Annotated in this window: 15 protein-coding genes; 12 read left to right on the top strand and 3 right to left on the bottom strand. The window is 64.4% G+C overall.

The genetic code is table 11. The features are described 5' to 3' along the window. Window positions 1-10: 10 nt before the first annotated feature. The 12 genes from CIC12_RS28445 to CIC12_RS28390 all read left to right on the top strand — a co-directional run bounded on the left by CIC12_RS28445 (window position 11) and on the right by CIC12_RS28390 (window position 12,780). Complete coding sequence (locus tag CIC12_RS28445) at window positions 11-1,006, top strand: ABC transporter substrate-binding protein (RefSeq protein ID WP_168669172.1); 996 nt, start codon at window positions 11-13, stop codon at window positions 1,004-1,006. Next, complete coding sequence (locus tag CIC12_RS28440) at window positions 1,003-1,899, top strand: phosphate/phosphite/phosphonate ABC transporter substrate-binding protein (protein WP_168669170.1); 897 nt, start codon at window positions 1,003-1,005, stop codon at window positions 1,897-1,899. The genes CIC12_RS28445 and CIC12_RS28440 overlap by 4 nt, the downstream gene beginning before the upstream one ends. Window positions 1,900-1,954: 55 nt before the next feature. Next, window positions 1,955-2,878: a VOC family protein gene (locus tag CIC12_RS28435; protein ID WP_168669168.1), complete on the top strand. Its 924-nt coding sequence runs from the start codon at window positions 1,955-1,957 to the stop codon at window positions 2,876-2,878. 45 nt (window positions 2,879-2,923) lie between these two features. Further along, window positions 2,924-3,943, top strand: coding sequence for an amidohydrolase family protein (locus tag CIC12_RS28430; RefSeq protein ID WP_168669166.1), 1,020 nt, complete (start codon window positions 2,924-2,926; stop codon window positions 3,941-3,943). 20 nt (window positions 3,944-3,963) lie between these two features. After that, on the top strand, window positions 3,964-4,743 hold the full coding sequence (locus CIC12_RS28425; protein WP_168669164.1) for an SDR family oxidoreductase: 780 nt from the start codon (window positions 3,964-3,966) through the stop codon (window positions 4,741-4,743). A 14-nt stretch (window positions 4,744-4,757) separates the two neighbouring features. Further along, on the top strand, window positions 4,758-5,618 hold the full coding sequence (locus tag CIC12_RS28420) for a fumarylacetoacetate hydrolase family protein (protein ID WP_168669163.1): 861 nt from the start codon (window positions 4,758-4,760) through the stop codon (window positions 5,616-5,618). A 63-nt stretch (window positions 5,619-5,681) separates the two neighbouring features. Next, window positions 5,682-6,986, top strand: a complete 1,305-nt coding sequence (locus CIC12_RS28415) for a LysR family transcriptional regulator (RefSeq protein WP_168669160.1) — start codon at window positions 5,682-5,684, stop codon at window positions 6,984-6,986. 94 nt (window positions 6,987-7,080) lie between these two features. Next, window positions 7,081-8,499 carry an MFS transporter gene (locus CIC12_RS28410; protein ID WP_168669159.1) on the top strand — a complete coding sequence of 473 codons (1,419 nt, stop codon included), beginning with the start codon at window positions 7,081-7,083 and terminating at the stop codon, window positions 8,497-8,499. Between the two features lie 132 nt (window positions 8,500-8,631). Then, on the top strand, window positions 8,632-9,351 hold the full coding sequence (locus tag CIC12_RS28405; protein ID WP_168669158.1) for a maleate cis-trans isomerase family protein: 720 nt from the start codon (window positions 8,632-8,634) through the stop codon (window positions 9,349-9,351). Between the two features lie 73 nt (window positions 9,352-9,424). Further along, a complete protein-coding gene (locus tag CIC12_RS28400) occupies window positions 9,425-10,228 on the top strand; it encodes an amidohydrolase family protein (protein WP_168669156.1) in 804 nt (267 codons plus the stop codon). Window positions 10,229-10,303: 75 nt separating this feature from the next. Continuing rightward, a complete protein-coding gene (locus CIC12_RS28395; protein ID WP_168669154.1) occupies window positions 10,304-11,515 on the top strand; it encodes an MFS transporter in 1,212 nt (403 codons plus the stop codon). Window positions 11,516-11,637: 122 nt separating this feature from the next. Further along, window positions 11,638-12,780, top strand: coding sequence for a porin (locus CIC12_RS28390; RefSeq protein WP_168669152.1), 1,143 nt, complete (start codon window positions 11,638-11,640; stop codon window positions 12,778-12,780). Window positions 12,781-12,883: 103 nt separating this feature from the next. Here the strand turns inward: CIC12_RS28390 and msrA are convergent, their stop codons facing one another. Genes msrA through msrB form a run of 3 tightly spaced genes read right to left on the bottom strand, consistent with a single transcriptional unit; the run spans window position 12,884 to window position 16,127 of the window. Continuing rightward, window positions 12,884-13,624, bottom strand: a complete 741-nt coding sequence (gene msrA, locus CIC12_RS28385; protein ID WP_168669150.1) for a peptide-methionine (S)-S-oxide reductase MsrA — start codon at window positions 13,622-13,624, stop codon at window positions 12,884-12,886. A gap of 56 nt (window positions 13,625-13,680) precedes the next feature. After that, window positions 13,681-15,570: a cytochrome c biogenesis protein DipZ gene (locus CIC12_RS28380; RefSeq protein ID WP_168669148.1), complete on the bottom strand. Its 1,890-nt coding sequence runs from the start codon at window positions 15,568-15,570 to the stop codon at window positions 13,681-13,683. Between the two features lie 44 nt (window positions 15,571-15,614). Continuing rightward, window positions 15,615-16,127: a peptide-methionine (R)-S-oxide reductase MsrB gene (msrB, locus tag CIC12_RS28375; RefSeq protein WP_168669146.1), complete on the bottom strand. Its 513-nt coding sequence runs from the start codon at window positions 16,125-16,127 to the stop codon at window positions 15,615-15,617. Between the last annotated feature and the right edge of the window lie 239 nt (window positions 16,128-16,366).

Here is a 16,366-nt window from a genome sequence, read left to right as displayed (position 1 = left end):
GGGAGGAGTCATGACAGAAAAACTGTCCATCGTATTGGGCCAGCACGGACAGGTGCGCGATTTGCGCAACGGCGCGGTGAGCGTCGAAGGTTTCGAGCTCGAGTTTATCGAGCGCAAACGGATGCCGGATGCGTACCGCGACATGGCGCGCCACCAGCCTTACGACATCTGCGAAATGGCGCCGACGTCGTACCTGATGGCCGTCGCGGCGGGCGCGCCGATCACCGCGTTAGCGTTGCCGATGACACGCCGTTTCCGCCACGCGGGTATGCAGCGGCTGCGTGCGTCGACGATTCGCGGGCCAAAGGATCTCGAAGGCCGGCGCGCGGGCGTGCGCACCTATTCGGTCACGGCCGCGGTGTGGACACGCGGCATTTTCGCCGACGAATACGACCTCGATCCCGACAAGGTGACGTGGATCACCGAAGAGGAAGAGAACGTGCAGAGCTTCCCGACGCCGCCGAACGTGCAGCGGCTTGCCGAAGGACAGTCGATTGCAGCCCTGATGCAACGGGGTGAACTGGAAGCCGCGTTTGGCGGACTCGCCGGAGCGGGCAGCGAGCTGGACGGCGAACTCGTCGAGATCGTCGACGACGCGGATGCGCGTGAGCGCGACTGGTTTCGCCGCACCGGCATTTATCCGCTGCACGGCATGATCGTCGTGCGCAACGACGTGCTCCAACGGCATCCCGGTCTCGCGATGGCGCTGTTCGTCGCGTTCACGCAGGCGAAGCAGAACTACCTCGAGCGCATTCGCAGCGGCGAAGCGACCGGCGCCGAAGACATTCGTTATCGCGAACTGGCGCAGTGGGTCGGTGATCCGCTGCCCTACGGATTCGACGAAAACGCGCCATCGCTCGCGGCGCTCGTGCGCTATGCGTACCGGCAGCGGCTGATTCCGCATGAGCCGCCTTTGGAGACGGTGTTCCACGATCCGCGGGTCACGCACCGCGACACACGCATCGACAGTCGGCACGACACGCTGGCAACGGCGAGCCGCACATGAAAGGGACCGATATGACCACGCTCACCGCGATGATGGGCTCGTATAAGAAGACCGCGCTGCTGAAGGACGGCAGTATCTCGTCGCCGCGCTTGCGCCTCGATTTCGCTGACGTCGATACCGCACAAAAAGCGTTCAAGGACGTGGTGCGCGGCCTGAAGTTCGACGTGGCGGAACTCGCGATCGTCACGTTCCTGCAAGCGTACGAAGCCGGCAAACCTTACGTGATGTTGCCGTTCGTCATGAACGGCATGTTTCATCACAAGAGCATCCTGTGCCGCGCCGACGACGATCTGCAGCCGCAGGACCTTGCCGGAAAGACCGTCGCGATGCGCTCGTATGCGCAGACCACCCCGACATGGGTACGCGGAATTCTGTCCGACGAATACGGAGTCGAGCTCGACAAGGTGCGCTGGCAGAGTCAGGAAGGCGCGCACGTTGCCGAGTACACGGACCCGGATTTCGTCACGCGGATCGATTCGACTCTCAGCCTCGAAGACCTGTTGCGGACCGGCCAGGTCGACGCGATCATCGCCGGCGGCGCGCTCTCGGGCGATCCGGGCATCCGCACGCTGATCCCCGAGCCGAAGGAGGCGGCCGCCGCGTGGCATCGCCGCACGAACGTGGTGCCGATCAATCACGTGGTGACGATTCGTCAGGAGGTCGCGGAGTCCCGGATTGACCTCGTGCGCGAAGTGTTCCATATGCTGTTGGAGAGCCGCGCCGCGAGTGGCGAGCTGCCCGCTGCGGATGGACCGGATTTGCAGCCGGTCGGTTTCGATGCGTTGCGCCCGGCGCTGGACACGGTCATCCGGTACGCGTTCGAACAGAAGCTGATCACGAAACGCTATACGGTCGACGAGCTGTACGGGAACGTGGTGAATATCCTGAGCTGAGCGTCGAAAAAGAAAGCATACAAAGGAGACAGCGGTGGCCTCACCGATTACAGGAATGTCATACGTCAGACTGAGTGCGCCGGATCTCGGCCGCATGCAGGCGTTTCTCGAAGACTTCGGCATGGTGCTCGCGCATCGCGACGCACAACGCCTCTACATGCGAGGCGTCGGCGAGTCGCCGTTTCTTCACATCACCGAGCTGGGTGCGCCGGGCGCGATCAGCTTCGGTTATGAATTGAGCGAGACCGCCGACCTCGCCGCGCTCGCGAAACTGCCGGGCGCGCAAGGCATCGAATCGCCCGACGTGCCCGGGGGCGGACAGCGCGTGCGCTTGCGCGACCCGAACGGTTTCTGGCTCGAACTGGTGACGCGGCAGCAGCGCGCCAGCGCATTACCGCCGCGCGTGCTGGTGCGCGGGCCGGACGGCGAAAGCCGCTCGCTCGGCCCGGCGCGGGTCGTGCGCATCGCCCACACCGCCTACGCGACGCCGAATCTGGCGGAGGTCATCGGCTGGTATCAGCGCACGCTCGGCCTGCTGCCGACCGACGAACTGTTCGTCGGCCAGGCGGATAACGTGATCGGCCAGTTCAATCGTATCGATCAGGGTGACGCGCTGGTCGACCATCACGTGATCTTCCTGCTGCGCGGTCAACGCGCGGGCATGCATCACGTGTCGTACCAGGTGGAAGGCGTCGACGACATCTTCTTCGGCTTCGACCATATGGCGCACCGCTCGCACGACCATGTGCGCGGCATTGGCCGCCACGCGCTCGGCAGTCAGATCTTCAACTACTGGATGAGCCCGTACGAACAGATGCACGAGCACTGGATTTCGTACGAGAAGCTCAACGCGTCGAGCCGTTTCAACCGGATTCAGATTGGCGAGGGCATGAGTTACGACACCGGCGAAAAGCCGCCCGAGCGTTTCGTCAAACAGGCCACGCCGATCGTCGAATGGCCGGCGGGAACGGGCTTCTGACTTCTGACGCGCGACATGGCGCAACGAACACAACGGTAAATCACGATGATTATTGATTGTCACGGGCACTTCACGACAGTGCCGAAAACACTGCACGAGTGGCGGCGCCGGCAACTGGAAAACGGCGGCGGCTTTTACGGCGCACCGCTCAATATTTCCGACGACGAACTGCGCGCCGCATTGGAAACCGGCCAGCTGAGAGAGCAACGCGCTCGCGGTCTCGATCTCACGCTGTTCTCGCCGATCGCCGGTCAGATGGGGCACCACCTCGGCACGCTGGAGAACAGTATCGAGTGGTCGAGGATTTGTAACGATCTGATCCATCGGGTCTGCTCGCTGTATCCGGAGAACTTCGCAGGCGTCTGCCAGTTGCCGCAATCGCCAGGGCAGGGACTCGACGCGTCGGCGAAAGAACTCGAACGCTGTGTCGTGGAGCTGGGTTTCGTCGGCTGCAATCTGAACCCGGACCCGGCTGGCGGCTACTGGACCGACAGGCCGCTGACCGATCGCATTTACTATCCGCTCTACGAGAAGATGGTGGAGCTGGACGTGCCCGCGATGATCCACGTGAGCAGTTCGTGCAACCCGTGTTTCCACCACGTCGGCGCGCACTACCTGAACGGCGACACGACGGCATTCATGCAACTGCTGCTCTCGCCGCAACTCTTCAAGGACTTCCCCACGCTGCGCTTCATCATCCCGCACGGTGGCGGCGCGGTGCCGTATCACTGGGGACGCTACCGGGGTCTTGCGCAGGACATGGGCTTCGAGCGGCTCGATCAAGGCCTGCTGAAAAACGTGTTCTTCGATACCTGCGTGTACCACCAGGCCGGCATCGATCTGCTCACGAAGGTCATTCCTCACCGCAACATCATCTTCGGCTCGGAGATGATCGGCGCGGTCAAGGGCATCGATCCGGAGACCGGCCATCACTACGACGACACCGGCCGCTATCTCGCCGCCACACCGCACCTGTGCGATTGCGACCGGCAGCAGGTGTTTGCCGGCAATGCTTTGAACCTCTATCCGCGACTCAAAGATCGGGTTGCGGCGCGAGCGAGCTGAACAGTCATCGAGGACACGTCATGGATCTGGGAATCGCCGGAAAGAAAGCACTGGTCTGCGCATCGTCGCGCGGTTTGGGACTCGCGTGCGCGACGGCGCTGGCACGCGAGGGATGCGAGGTTACGATCAACGGCCGCAATCGCGACACGCTGGAGAGCGCAGCCGCGCAGATCGAGTCGATCGCGGGACAGCGTCCGCGCATCGTCGTCGCCGACCTGAACACGGAGGAGGGACGTGCGAGCCTCGTGCAAGCCTGTCCCGCACCGGACATTCTGATCAACAACAACGCCGGGCCGGAGCCCGGCAAGATCGGCGACTGGAGCCGCGAAGACTGGCTCGGCGCGGTCGAAGCGAACATGCTCGCACCGATCTTTCTGATCAAGGCGTACGTGCCGGGCATGCGCGAGCGGCGCTTCGGGCGCATCGTCAACATCACGTCCGCGATGGTCAAGTCGCCGAGCGCAATGATGGGCCTGTCCGCCGCAGTGCGCGCGGCGCTTACCGCGCTCAGCAAATCGGTGCAGCGCGACAGCGTGGTCGACAACGTGACGATCAACAACATGCTGCCTGAACGGTTCGACACCGATCGTCAGCAATACATGGCGCAGCGGATGGTGAAGAAGGACGGCATCACCCTTGCCGAAGCGAGGCAGCGGATCGCGGCGACGATCGCCGCAAAGCGCCTCGGGGACCCGATGGAATTCGGCGATGCGTGCGCGTTCCTGTGCAGCGCGCAGGCGGGCTACCTCTCGGGACAGAACTTGCAACTGGACGGCGGTTCATACGCCGGCCTGGTCTAACGGAGAAAACGAAAGTGAAATATTCCAGCTTTGAAATCGACGGGCGCACCACTTACGGGATTGTCGCCGGCACTGGCGTGGTGGATCTCGGCAAGCGCTTCGGCGGCGAATACGCGGACCTGAAGGCGTTGGTCGCGGCAGGCTTCCCGCCGCACGTGGCCGCCGCCGCCTCCGAGCCCGCCGATTATTCGCTCGAGCGCATCCGCTTTCTGCCGCCGATCGCTGCGCCGGTTCACATCTGGTGCCTCGCGTTGAATTACGCCGAACATCACAACGAAGTGCAGAGCGCCGGACGGGTGCAGGAACTGCCGAAGTCGCCGGCGTTGTTCGCGCGCGCGGCCGATTCGCTGGTAGGCCACGGTCAGACGCTGCTGCATCCGGGCGTGAGCGAGCAGTTCGACTTCGAAGGCGAACTGGTCGTCGTGATCGGCAAGCCGGGTTACCGGATCAAGGCGGAAGAAGCCTTCGAACATATTGCCGGCTTTACAATCATGAACGAAGGCAGTGTGCGCGACTGGCAATTCCACACGCGGCAGATCACGCCGGGTAAAAACTTTTACCGCAGCGGATCGATCGGTCCGTGGATCGTGCCGCGCCGCGAGATCGAAGACGTCGAACAGTTGCGGATCAAGACCACGCTGAACGGGCAAGTCATGCAGGACGAGTCCGTCAGCGCGATGCTTCACAAGATTCCGCGTTTCATCGAATATGTGTCGACCATCGCGCCGCTGTACCCTGGCGACATCCTCGCGACGGGCACGCCGAGCGGCGTCGGCTTCTCGCGTACACCGCCGGTGTTCATGAAAGTGGGGGACGTGTGCGAGATTTCGATCGACCGGATCGGGACCTTGCGCAACGAGGTCGCTCAGGAGTAGCACCTGCTTGGGCCAACCGGCCCGCGACGGGACCACGTGACGAACTTTCATTCAGGCATTGCGATGCGACGAATCGAGACGACGGTGTCGGAGAAAGACCTGCCCAGCGTCTGGCAACTGCGGGTCTTCGAGGCTGTCGCGCGCCATGAAAACGTCACGCAGGCGTCGCAGGAACTGCTGCGTTCGCAGCCCGCAACCACCTCGTGCATCGCGACGCTCGAAGGCATCCTCGGGGTCGCGCTGTTCGAGCGATCGGCGACCGGCACGTATCTGACGCCGGTCGGCGTCGCCGCGCTGGTGCGCACGAAGAAGATCCTGCAGTTCGCCGTGGAAGCTGCGCAACTGGTCGGCAGCACGCGCAAGGTGTCGCCGCTGGCGTTGGCGAGCAGCATCACGCGTACGCAGATGCGTTGCCTGATCGCGATTGAGGAGTGCGGTTCGTTTCGCGCGGCCGCGCGGATGCTGGGCATTACCGAAGCCTCGTTGCAGCGCGCGGCGCGCACGCTCGAACAGAATCTGGGCGGCCAGTTGTACCGGCATACGGCGGCGGGCATCAACACGACGGAGACCGGCACCGAATTCGCACGACGGCTGAAATTCGTGTCGAGCCAGATCGTGGCACTGGTCGAAACCGTCAATACCTATGAATTTCCGAAGGAGCGCACGGTCACGGTGGGCGTGCTGTTGCTCGATCCGACCATTCTGATCGTCAATGCGATCCGCTCGCTCACCGCGCAGTTTCCCGATGCCCGCGTCGTGGTGCTGAGCGGCACGTACGAGACGCTGCTCAACAAGCTGCTGCGCGGCGAGATCGACTTCATGCTCGGACTGCTGAAACAGCCGGGCAAGGCGTTCGACTTCGTCGAGGAGCCGCTGTATCGCGAGCGTTATTGCGTAGTGGCGAGCCGTGAGCATCCGTTGACGCGGCAGAACGTGATCACCGTCGACGCGTTGACGCGCTATCAATGGGTGTTGCCGCCCAAGGGCTCGCCGCGCCGCGAAGCCTATGAGCATATCTTTGCCGAGACTACGCCGCCGGCGGCGAGCATCGAGACCTACTCGCTGTCGACCATCCGCATCACGTTGTACGACGCGGAGATGCTGACGGTGCTCAGCTGGACCGAAGTGCTCAGCGAACGGCGCTTCGGCTTCATTGCGCCGCTGCCGGTGGACGTGCCGTGGGACGGACCGATCGTCGGCATCACGACGAAACGGGACTGGCGGCCGAACGACGTGCAGGCGGCGTTCTTGCATCATCTGAAGAGGAACGCGACGGCCATCGCCGGCGAGCCGGGCGCGGAGCAGGCGTCCGAATTGCGGGCACCGAAGGTGCCGTTGCAGCCGCCCGGCCGCAAACCGCGCTCCTGAATCGCACGACCCTAAGGGTGCTGGCGGATCGGCTCCATATCAAACGATTAGCCATGCGAATTAAAAGCAATGAAAGATGGAGACGGAGACAATCATGCTTCAAATCAATAGCGGGCGCAGCCCGTTTCAGGAACAGACCCGTCTGTCCGGCAATCAACGGCTGCTGCTGGGTCTGGTCGGTGTCGGCAGCATGCTGGAGTTCTGGGACGCGTATCTGATCGGTTTCATCATGGCCTATCTGATCAAGCCGTGGGGGCTGACGTACGGGATCATGGGTGCCGTGCTGCTCTCGTCGGGGGCGGGCGCGATCGTCGGTGGGATCGTGTGGGGCAGCATGGCGGATCGCTTCGGTCGCAAGCCCGTGTTCGTCATTTCGTTGCTGCTGCTTGCGGCGGCCAGTGTGGGCCTCGCGTTCACGCCCGAGCACGGCTGGATCTATATGGCGGCGTTGCGCGTCGTGATCGGCTTCTGTACGGCGGGCTACTTCATCCAGATCGCGCTTGTTCACGAGTTCACGCCGCCGCGGCGGCGCGGCATGCTGACCGGCATCGTCTCGGCGATCACGACCGGCGGCCTGCTGCTCGGCGCGTTCAGCGGTGCATACGTGATTCCGGCCATCGGCTGGCGCTGGACCTTCGCGTTGGGCGCGGCGCCCGCTGTGATCGCGCTGATCGGCGCGGCGTATATACCGGAATCGCCGCGCTGGCTCAGCCTGCAAGGGCGCGAGAAGGATGCGCGCCGCTCGATTGCATGGGCACTCGGCAGTTCGTCGTTCGACGACCAGATCGACGTTCCGCAGCCGGCCGCGTCGCGCGGATGGTTCGAGTTGCTGCGCTGTCCACGCAGCGTGATCACGGCGACATTGGTCAACATCGGGTTGATTGGCGGCTACTACGGCATCGTACTGTGGGCGCCGACGCTGCTTGCGCAGATCCAGCAATTCTCACCCGCGGCCGCGGCGAAGACGATGATCGGCTTCAGCCTGCTCGGCATGCTCGCGCGGCTTGGCGCCGCCGGTCTCGCGGACCGGATCGGCCGGCGCAAGACGGGGGGCTGCTTTGCGATCGCGGCGGCCGCCGCCCTGCTGGCGGCGGGTTACATCGGGCATGGCGATCTGCTGACGCCGTCGCTCTTCTGGGTGCCGTTGCTGATCGCATTCATCTTCGCCGACGGCAGTTTTTCGGTTTGCGCCGCGTATTCGACGGAAATCTGGCCGTCGCGGTTGCGTGGCACCGGCTCCGGATACGCGGGGCTCACCGGGTCGATCGGCAAGATTCTCGGGCCGCTCGGTCTCGCGATGACGGCAGGCTCCAGCAATGTCGTGATGCCTTCCGCCACCGTTAGCGTGATCGTTCCCGCGTTCCAGTTCCTCGCCTTCTGTCTGTTCGTGTGCGGCCTCACGTATCTGACGATCGGTATCGAGGCACGCGGCAAAACGCTCGAAGCGATGGACCACAGCAGTGATGATTCGCGTGCAACGACTCCGACTCCCGAATACAGCAAAAACGGATGACCCCGGCAGTTTTTCGATTGGGCTTGCAAAGCGCAAGCCCATAGACTTGGTTTCACCTGGCGGGGTGGTGAGCGAAAGCGGATCGCCGCCCTCGTGGAACAGAAAAGAGCAGAACGCAGACGAGAGGAATTGATGAAGACATTGCGTGTAGGGATGATTGTCCCGTCGTTGAACACCATCGCCGAGGACGACTTCCGCAGCTTCTGCCCGGACGATGTGTCGTATCACGTGCACCGCATTCGCCTGCGCAAGGAAGCCGGGCGCGTGACGATGGACAGTCTTACGCGCGCCTACCTCGAAGCGATCGACGAGGCCGGCTATCTGAAGGACCTGTCGCCCGACGCGCTCGCGTTCAACTGCACCGGCGCGAGCGTCGCCAACGGCAAGGACTGCGACGCGCGGCTCGCGCAGCGCATGTCGGAGGCGCTCGGCGTGCCTTCGACCAACACGATGGTTGCCATCAAGGAGGCGCTCCACGCATTGAAGGCCGACGCCATTCTGCACGTCTGCCCGTTCAGCGACGAATTCTCGCGAGTCGAACGGCAGTCATTGCTCGACTCGGGTTTCAACGTCTTGCGCACGGTGTCGCTAGGTTTCACCGACGCGAAAGCGGCCGCCCAGATGGAGCCCGCGGAAATCGCACGAGTCGTGCGCCAGCAGGTGCACGGCGACACGCGCGCGGTGCTGCTGTCCTGTGCGAACGTGCGCGCTTTCGAAGCCGCCGACGAACTGGAGCGCGCGCTGGACCTGCCGGTCGTCACGAGCAATCAGGCGGTGCTGTGGTCGGTGCTGAACGCGGCGGGCTGGCGCGGCGAAATCCGCGGCGCGGGCCGGCTGTTTCGCGGCCAATGACGACGACGGCCCAGATACCCGCTGCCGCGCCGAACCTATCCACTATCCACGACAAACCGACAAACCGACTTCCATGCCGATCGTAGACGCACAAGTCCATGCCTGGTCCAACGGTGTATCGACCGGGCACCATCGACGCACACCGATTACCGGCGACGTCCTCAAAGCGGAAATGGCGCAGGCCGGCGTCGACCGCGCGCTGCTCGTGCCGCCGCTGTGGGACCCCGACGGCAACGCCTATTCGCTCGCGCTGGCGCAAGCCGAACCGCAACGTTTCGCAGTGATGGGTCTGCTCGACAGCCGTCTCGACAATCCCGACCGGCTGCTGCGCGCGTGGCGCGAACAACCGAACATGCGCGGCATCCGGTTTCTGTTCAACACCAAGGAACGGCTCGCGCCGCTGCACAGTGGCGAGCTGGACGGCCTCTGGCCGATCGCGGAAGAAACCGGCCTCGTGGTCGCGCTGCTCGTACCGAACTCGCTGCATGTCGTGAATGATCTGGCGCGGCGTCATCCGCAGATGCGGATCATCGTCGATCATCTCGGCGTGCCGCGCGGCGCATCCGGCCCTGGCGCGTTCGATCATCTTCCGGCGTTGCTGGCGCTCGCGGAGCACCCGAACGTCCACGTGAAGGCGGCCGGCGTCGGCGACTACGCGCTCGACCCGTACCCGTTCCGTTCGCTGGACAGCACGCTGCGCCGCGTGTTCGACGCGTTTGGCGCCGAACGGATCGTGTGGGCGAGCGAACTGTCGCGGCTGCATCATCCGTACCGCCAATGCGTGACGCACTTCACCGAGACTTTGCCGTGGCTCTGCGCGACCGATCGCGAGCTGATCATGGGCGGCAATCTGTGCCGGCTGCTCGAGTGGGGATAACGCTAATGCGGTAAGCACAGTTTGACGGAAGAATAACAGCCACAAAAAATCAGGCGTATTTCTCAGGAGACATTCATGCTTTCCCCAGGCAGCTGGCCTTGCATCATTCTGCTTTACATCTACGGAACCGTCGCGACTTCTCTCGTGACGCAATCCGTGCCCGTGATCGGCGACATCGCGAAGCATTTCGACCTGACTCATGCGAGCGCCGGCTGGGTCATCTCGATTCCGTCGCTGATTACCGCGATTGCCGCATTGTTCGGCGGCTGGCTCGTCGATCGCATCGGCGATAAGCGGGTGATTTTCGGCGGCTCGCTGTTCGCGCTGGTCGGCAATCTGGTGGTGGTCGGCGCGCATGATGTGACGACACTGTTCATCGGCCGCCTGTTGCAGGGCGTGGGCTATCTGTCGCTGACGGTCGGCGCGGTGACGCTCATCATGCGCACGACGAGCGGCTCACGGCGCAGCATCGCGCTCGGTCTGTGGACCTCGCATACGGCAGTCGGCATCGGTCTGACGCTGAGCATCGTCGCGCCGCTCGCGCAGCATGGCGAGATGTGGCGCTGGGCGTTCGGCGGCCACGCGATCCTGATGGCCTTGCTTGCCTGCGCCGTCGTCCTGCTGCCGGCCAAACAGGCCAACCTGCAAAGCCGCCGGCTCGCCGATATCTGGCTCGTGGTGAAAAGCCCGCGGCCGTATCGCGTGGCGCTGGCCTCGGGGGCGTCCGCGTTCATTCAGACCGGTATCATGGCGGCCCTGACGGTCTACCTGTCGCGGCGTTACACGATTCCGATCCCGGCGGCGGCGGGCATCGGCACGCTGGCCGAGGTGTTCGTCGCGTGCGGCTGCCTGAGCGTCGGGCATTTGCTGAAAGCGGGTGTGCGCGGCGGCCGGCTCGCGATCGTCGGCGGCTTCGTGATGTTGTGCGGCGGCGTCGCGCTATATCTGCCGATGGTCGGACTCGTTGCGGCAATCGTTGCGGTCTGCGTGTTTTCGCTGGGTATCGGCACGGTCAACGGCTACATCTGGACGCTGGTGCCGTCTTCGTCGCCGAGCGTGGCGAGCATGGGCGCGACCAGCGGCCTGGTTGCGCAGGCGACCTATCTCGGTGTGCTGCTCGGCCCGCCGGCGATCTTCGCGAGCTTCTACGAAGGCGGCTGGACGATTCGCGTCGGTCTCGTGGTGATCGCCGTCGTGCTGCAACTCGTGCCGATTCTCGGCTGGGGCCGTCCGGAAAGTGTCGAAGAGCGGGGGCATGGTTCGGCGCAGGCGCTCGGGCCGAACTGAATGGAGGGCAGGGCGCGGGAGCGTTCGCGCGCCCGTCCGGCGGCAGAAAAATAGAAGCGCTGTGCCGGATTGAATACGTGGGGCGATCAATAAAAATTAGCCATACTAATGAAGGAGACATCATGAAGGTTTGGAGGTTGGCTCGCAAAACTGCAGGGCGCGCGGGGCTGTGCGCCGCGCTGGGCGTAGCGGGCATTGGCTGCGCGCAGGCCCAGAGCAGCGTCACGCTGTACGGGATCATTTCGACCGGCATCGAATACGTGAGCAACGTGAAGGGCTCGCACCTGTTCGCGCTCGCCAACGGCGGAATGATGCCGCCGCGCTGGGGCCTGCGCGGCGACGAAGATCTCGGCGGCGGCACGCATGCCATTTTCACGCTGGAAAACGGCTTTTCGATCACCAACGGCGCGATGCTCGGCGGCATGTTCGGGCGGCAGGCGTTCGTCGGCCTGAGCAATCCGCGCTATGGCACGGTCACGGCGGGCCGTCAGTACGAAGAGATGACGGCCAGTTTGTGGTGGGCCGAGTCCGCAAATCTCTTCGCGGGTTTCGGTGCGCATGTCGGCGACAACGACAACATGTTCTTCACCAACCGGTTCAACAACTCGGTTCGGTACGTGTCGCCGACGTTCGCGGGACTGAGCTTCGCCGGCAGCTTTGCCCTGTCGAACTCGACGCAGTTCTCGAACAACAACGGCTTCAGCGGCAGTGTGAACTACGCGAGCGGGCCGTTGAAGCTCGGTGCGGCTATCACGCAGTTCAACCGGCGCAGCAACGCGACGCCGTCGAATCTGACGAGCGGTGCGGTCGACAGCACGGGGTGGGGGTTCAGTTCGCCGTTCGTGATCAGCCCGACCGGCGCGGGCACGGATCAGCAGCGCATCATGGGCGTGGGAGCAAGCTACGACTTCGGTTTCCTCAACGTGCTTGCGAGTTATACGAACGTGCTGTTCAACTACTCGGATTCGTCGGGGCTCCGGCTGCAAAACGGCGAACTGGGGGTCTATAAGCGCTTCACGCCAGCATGGCTTGTCGGCGTGTCGTACGTGTACACGGCCGGTGATTATTCGGGCGGCCGTTCACCGCACTACAACCAGGTGACGCTCGCCACCGACTATCTGCTCTCAAAGCGCACCGATCTGTTCCTGACGGGCATCTACCAGCGCGCAAGCGGCCCTGGCGCGTTTGCGCAGATTTACACCACGACGGCGTCGAGCAGCCATTCGCAAACGCTGGTGCAGGCGGGTATCCGGCATCGTTTCTGAGCACGGAGCGTGACTCCTTGATCGCTGGAGCATACGGACACTACCGGGCAATACCGGGCAGTAGAGTGGCCGCAATGCTCCAGCGATTCTCGCCGGATATTGTCTACAGCCCGCTGGTTTTCAGCAGCACCGGGTCGTTGCGATACAACTCCGGAAACATCCGCTTCAATCCGCTCACCTTCGGCAGATCGTTGATGGCGATATACGGGTAGTCGGGATGCAGCGCGAGGAAATTCTGGTGATAGTTCTCCGCCGGATAAAAGCCCTTGTAGTCCTCGACCCGCGTGACGATCGGCCCGGAAAACACATGCGCCTTGTCGAGCTGCGCGATATATGAGGTCGCGACGCTGCGCTGGTGCGCATTGGCGGGAAAAATCGCCGAACGATATTGCGTGCCGTGATCGGGGCCCTGGTAGTTCAGCTCGGTGGGATCGTGCGCGACCGAGAAGAAAATCTGCAGCAGGCGTCCATAGGTGATTTGTGCCGGGTCATACGTGATCTGTACCGACTCCGCGTGTCCGGTGTCGCCGTCGCTGACGGTTTCATAGTGCGCGGTGCCGGCCGCGCCGCCCGCATAGCCGGCTGCGACCTGCTTTACGCCCCGCACGTGCTCGAATACGCCTTGCACGCCCCAGAAGCAGCCGCCCGCGAACACCGCGGTTTCGCTATGCGTGGCGCCGGCCTGTTCGTCCCGCACGGGCGGGGGAATCTTCGTCGCCGCTTCGGCGGAGTGGGCGATGCGCTGCGCGGCCAGCACACTCGCCGCAATCGCGACGCAACCCGCGACCCGGGCGAAGGTCGAGCGTTTGTGCAACGAAGCCTTGATGGCAGATGTCGTGTTCATGATGCCGGTTCCTCGAGAGTCATGGATGGTCGTTGATTGATGACGCGCGGCCCGGATCAGCCGAACGTGAATGCGTATGCCTGCACGCCGGGATCGAGAAACTCGATCGAGAACGTGCGGTCCGCGACATCGCCCGGCTGGCGCACGAGCTGGTAAAGGCGTTGTGCGGTGACCGTGCCGCTGCCGTCGGCGGCGCTGTCGGCGCCATGGGCCGCACCGGGGGCCGCGCCATCGACGCTCACGCGAAAGCGCACCGGCTTGCCGTCCGTGCCAGGGCCGAGCACCAGATGCAGGTCGCGCGCATGAAAGCGGTAGACGATGCGCCCGTGGGCCGCCGCGAGATCCGCCTGCTCGGCGCCGACCTTCCATGCGCCGGCCAGTCCCCATTCGTTGACGGCGGGCTGCGAAGGCGCCGTGTACGTGCGCACCTTGTCCTGCGCCGCGCCGCCGGGCGACGCGAAGTTCTCCCCGCGCTGATAGCCGATGTACGTTTCCGGCGACTGCAGATCGGCGTTATCCGCCGCTGCCTGCACGCCTTGTGCGCTCGTGCCCGCGATGCCGAGCGCGACCTTCTCCGCATTCGCATGCCCCGCTTCGGCGAGCAGTTGCTGGATCACCTTTTCCGACTCCGCGTAGTCGCCTTCGCCGAAATGGTGGTAGCGGATCTGCCCTTGCGCATCGACGAAATAGTGCGCCGGCCAGTACTGGTTGTTGAACGCGCGCCAGATCGCGTAATTGTTGTCGATGGCTACAGCGTAGTCCACGCCGAGTTCGTGCGTGGCCTTCTTCACATTGTCGATGTTGCGTTCGAAGGCGAACTCCGGCGCATGCACGCCGATGACGACGAGCCCCTGATCCTTGTACTTCTGCGCCCACGCTTTGACGTACGGCAGCGAACGCAGGCAGTTGATGCACGAGTAAGTCCAGAAATCGACCAGCACGACCTTGCCGCGCAGGGCCTGGGTGGTGAGCGGCGGCGAGTTCAGCCACTGAACCGCGCCGTCCAGCGGCGGCAGCGCGCCTTCGACGGGCAACGGCGCCGCGTCGCCCGACGCGGCATGCGTCGTGCGTATCATCGAAGCGGAGGCGTCCACGGTGGTGGCGCTCGGGTTGGCGTCGGCGGCAGTCGGAATGGCGCTGCGCATCATCGCGCCGCCAGCGTCACCGTCAGCGTGGGTGCCGGGGCCAGCGTCCACGACGACCGGCTTTGCCCGCATCGCGCCGGGCGAGAGCCGGTCCACGAGTTTTTGCTCGAGACCGCCGGTGGCGAGCGTCGACACCCGCGCCAGCACGCCGGTGTCGAGGCCGAGCGAGATTGCCACGACGCCCAGCAGCATCGCCGCACCGATCCCACGGCGAATCCATTCGCCCGCGCCCAGCGAACGCTTCATCGCCGTGAACACCCGGCCGCCGATCAGCAGCGCCACCGCGAGCGAAGTCGCGGCCCCCGCCGCATAGGCCGCGAGCAACAACGTCGTGCCGACGCTTGCGCCACGCAGCGCCGCGCCGGTCAGCACCAATCCGAGGATTGGCCCGGCGCACGGTGCCCACAGCAAGCCCGTCGCGATGCCGAGCAGAAACGACGAACCCGCGCGAACCTGCTGGCCGTCGGCCTGTGCGAAAGTCGACAGACGGTTGCCCGCGCTCACGAACGGGCGCATCAGATGATCGGCGAAACGCGGCAGCAGCAACGTCAGGCCGAACACGGCGAGCAACGCGATGGCGAGCCAGCGGCCATACTGGTTGGCTTGCGTGACCCAGCCGCCGCCGACCGCGGCGAGCGTCGCGACGAGCGCGAAGGTGAGCGCCATGCCGGCTAGCAAGGGCAGGCCGCTGCGCACGAAGGGCTGATCGGCGCGCGCGAAAACGAACGGCAGCACCGGCAGGATGCACGGACTGAGGATCGTGAGAGCGCCGCCGAGGTAGGCGAGAACGATGAGTAGCATGGCGATTCCGGACTTGAAAGTGGTCGTTCAGCAGGCGTGCCGGCTCAGGTGGCAGCCGGCGTAAAGGTCATGGCGACGCCGTTCATGCAGTAGCGCAGGCCGGTCGGGCGCGGGCCGTCGTCGAACACGTGGCCGAGATGGCCGCCGCAGCGCCGGCAATGCACCTCCGTGCGCGACACGCCGAACGAGCGGTCCTCGCGGGTCGCCACCGCGTGATCGAGCGGCGCCCAGAAACTCGGCCAGCCGGTATGGCTGTCGAACTTCGTGCGCGACGCGAACAGGTCGAGCCGGCAACCCGCGCAAGCGAACACGCCCGCGCGATGTTCGTCGTTCAGCGGGCTGCTATACGGCCGCTCGGTGCCTTCGTGGCGGAGTACGGCATACTGGGCCGGCGTCAGCGATTCGCGCCATTGCGCGTCCGTGCGGGTAATGTCGAAGCTTTCACCCGGCGCGGCGTTTTCCGCCGGCGCGGCGGCGAGCGGCCGCCAGCGGCTCGCGGCGGCCAGCGCGGCGAGCGCCGCCGCGCCTGAAAAGAAGAAGCGCCTTCTGCTTTGCATGATGAGCCCCTCGGTGGGTGGTCGCGCGAGGTTGCGCGCGTTTCCTGAAAGTGGCCTCATCGTAGGGCGGCGCCGATGTCGAAGTCCTCACGAAAAGTTAAATTAAATGTGATAACTTGCCGCCCGAAAATTTTGCACAATGACGGCACGGCCCGCGCCGGCTGAAGCGGTTTTCCGCGCACGCGCCGAATCCTGCTACGGCGCGTTCCTTCATGTTCCTGCAAGCACCCGAAGCCGTC

It is taken from the genome of Paraburkholderia sp. SG-MS1, assembly GCF_012275575.1.
Taxonomy (GTDB): domain Bacteria; phylum Pseudomonadota; class Gammaproteobacteria; order Burkholderiales; family Burkholderiaceae; genus Paraburkholderia.
This window is presented reverse-complemented; position numbering and strand designations above follow the sequence as displayed.

Coding starts and splice junctions, on each gene's coding strand:
- CIC12_RS28445 (WP_168669172.1), top strand. CDS start 11: ATGACAGAAAAACTGTCCATCGTATTGGGCCAGCACGGACAGGTGCGC.
- CIC12_RS28440 (WP_168669170.1), top strand. CDS start 1,003: ATGAAAGGGACCGATATGACCACGCTCACCGCGATGATGGGCTCGTAT.
- CIC12_RS28435 (WP_168669168.1), top strand. CDS start 1,955: ATGTCATACGTCAGACTGAGTGCGCCGGATCTCGGCCGCATGCAGGCG.
- CIC12_RS28430 (WP_168669166.1), top strand. CDS start 2,924: ATGATTATTGATTGTCACGGGCACTTCACGACAGTGCCGAAAACACTG.
- CIC12_RS28425 (WP_168669164.1), top strand. CDS start 3,964: ATGGATCTGGGAATCGCCGGAAAGAAAGCACTGGTCTGCGCATCGTCG.
- CIC12_RS28415 (WP_168669160.1), top strand. CDS start 5,682: ATGCGACGAATCGAGACGACGGTGTCGGAGAAAGACCTGCCCAGCGTC.
- CIC12_RS28410 (WP_168669159.1), top strand. CDS start 7,081: ATGCTTCAAATCAATAGCGGGCGCAGCCCGTTTCAGGAACAGACCCGT.
- CIC12_RS28405 (WP_168669158.1), top strand. CDS start 8,632: ATGAAGACATTGCGTGTAGGGATGATTGTCCCGTCGTTGAACACCATC.
- CIC12_RS28400 (WP_168669156.1), top strand. CDS start 9,425: ATGCCGATCGTAGACGCACAAGTCCATGCCTGGTCCAACGGTGTATCG.
- CIC12_RS28395 (WP_168669154.1), top strand. CDS start 10,304: ATGCTTTCCCCAGGCAGCTGGCCTTGCATCATTCTGCTTTACATCTAC.
- CIC12_RS28390 (WP_168669152.1), top strand. CDS start 11,638: ATGAAGGTTTGGAGGTTGGCTCGCAAAACTGCAGGGCGCGCGGGGCTG.
- msrA (WP_168669150.1), bottom strand. CDS start 13,624: ATGAACACGACATCTGCCATCAAGGCTTCGTTGCACAAACGCTCGACC.
- CIC12_RS28380 (WP_168669148.1), bottom strand. CDS start 15,570: ATGCTACTCATCGTTCTCGCCTACCTCGGCGGCGCTCTCACGATCCTC.
- msrB (WP_168669146.1), bottom strand. CDS start 16,127: ATGCAAAGCAGAAGGCGCTTCTTCTTTTCAGGCGCGGCGGCGCTCGCC.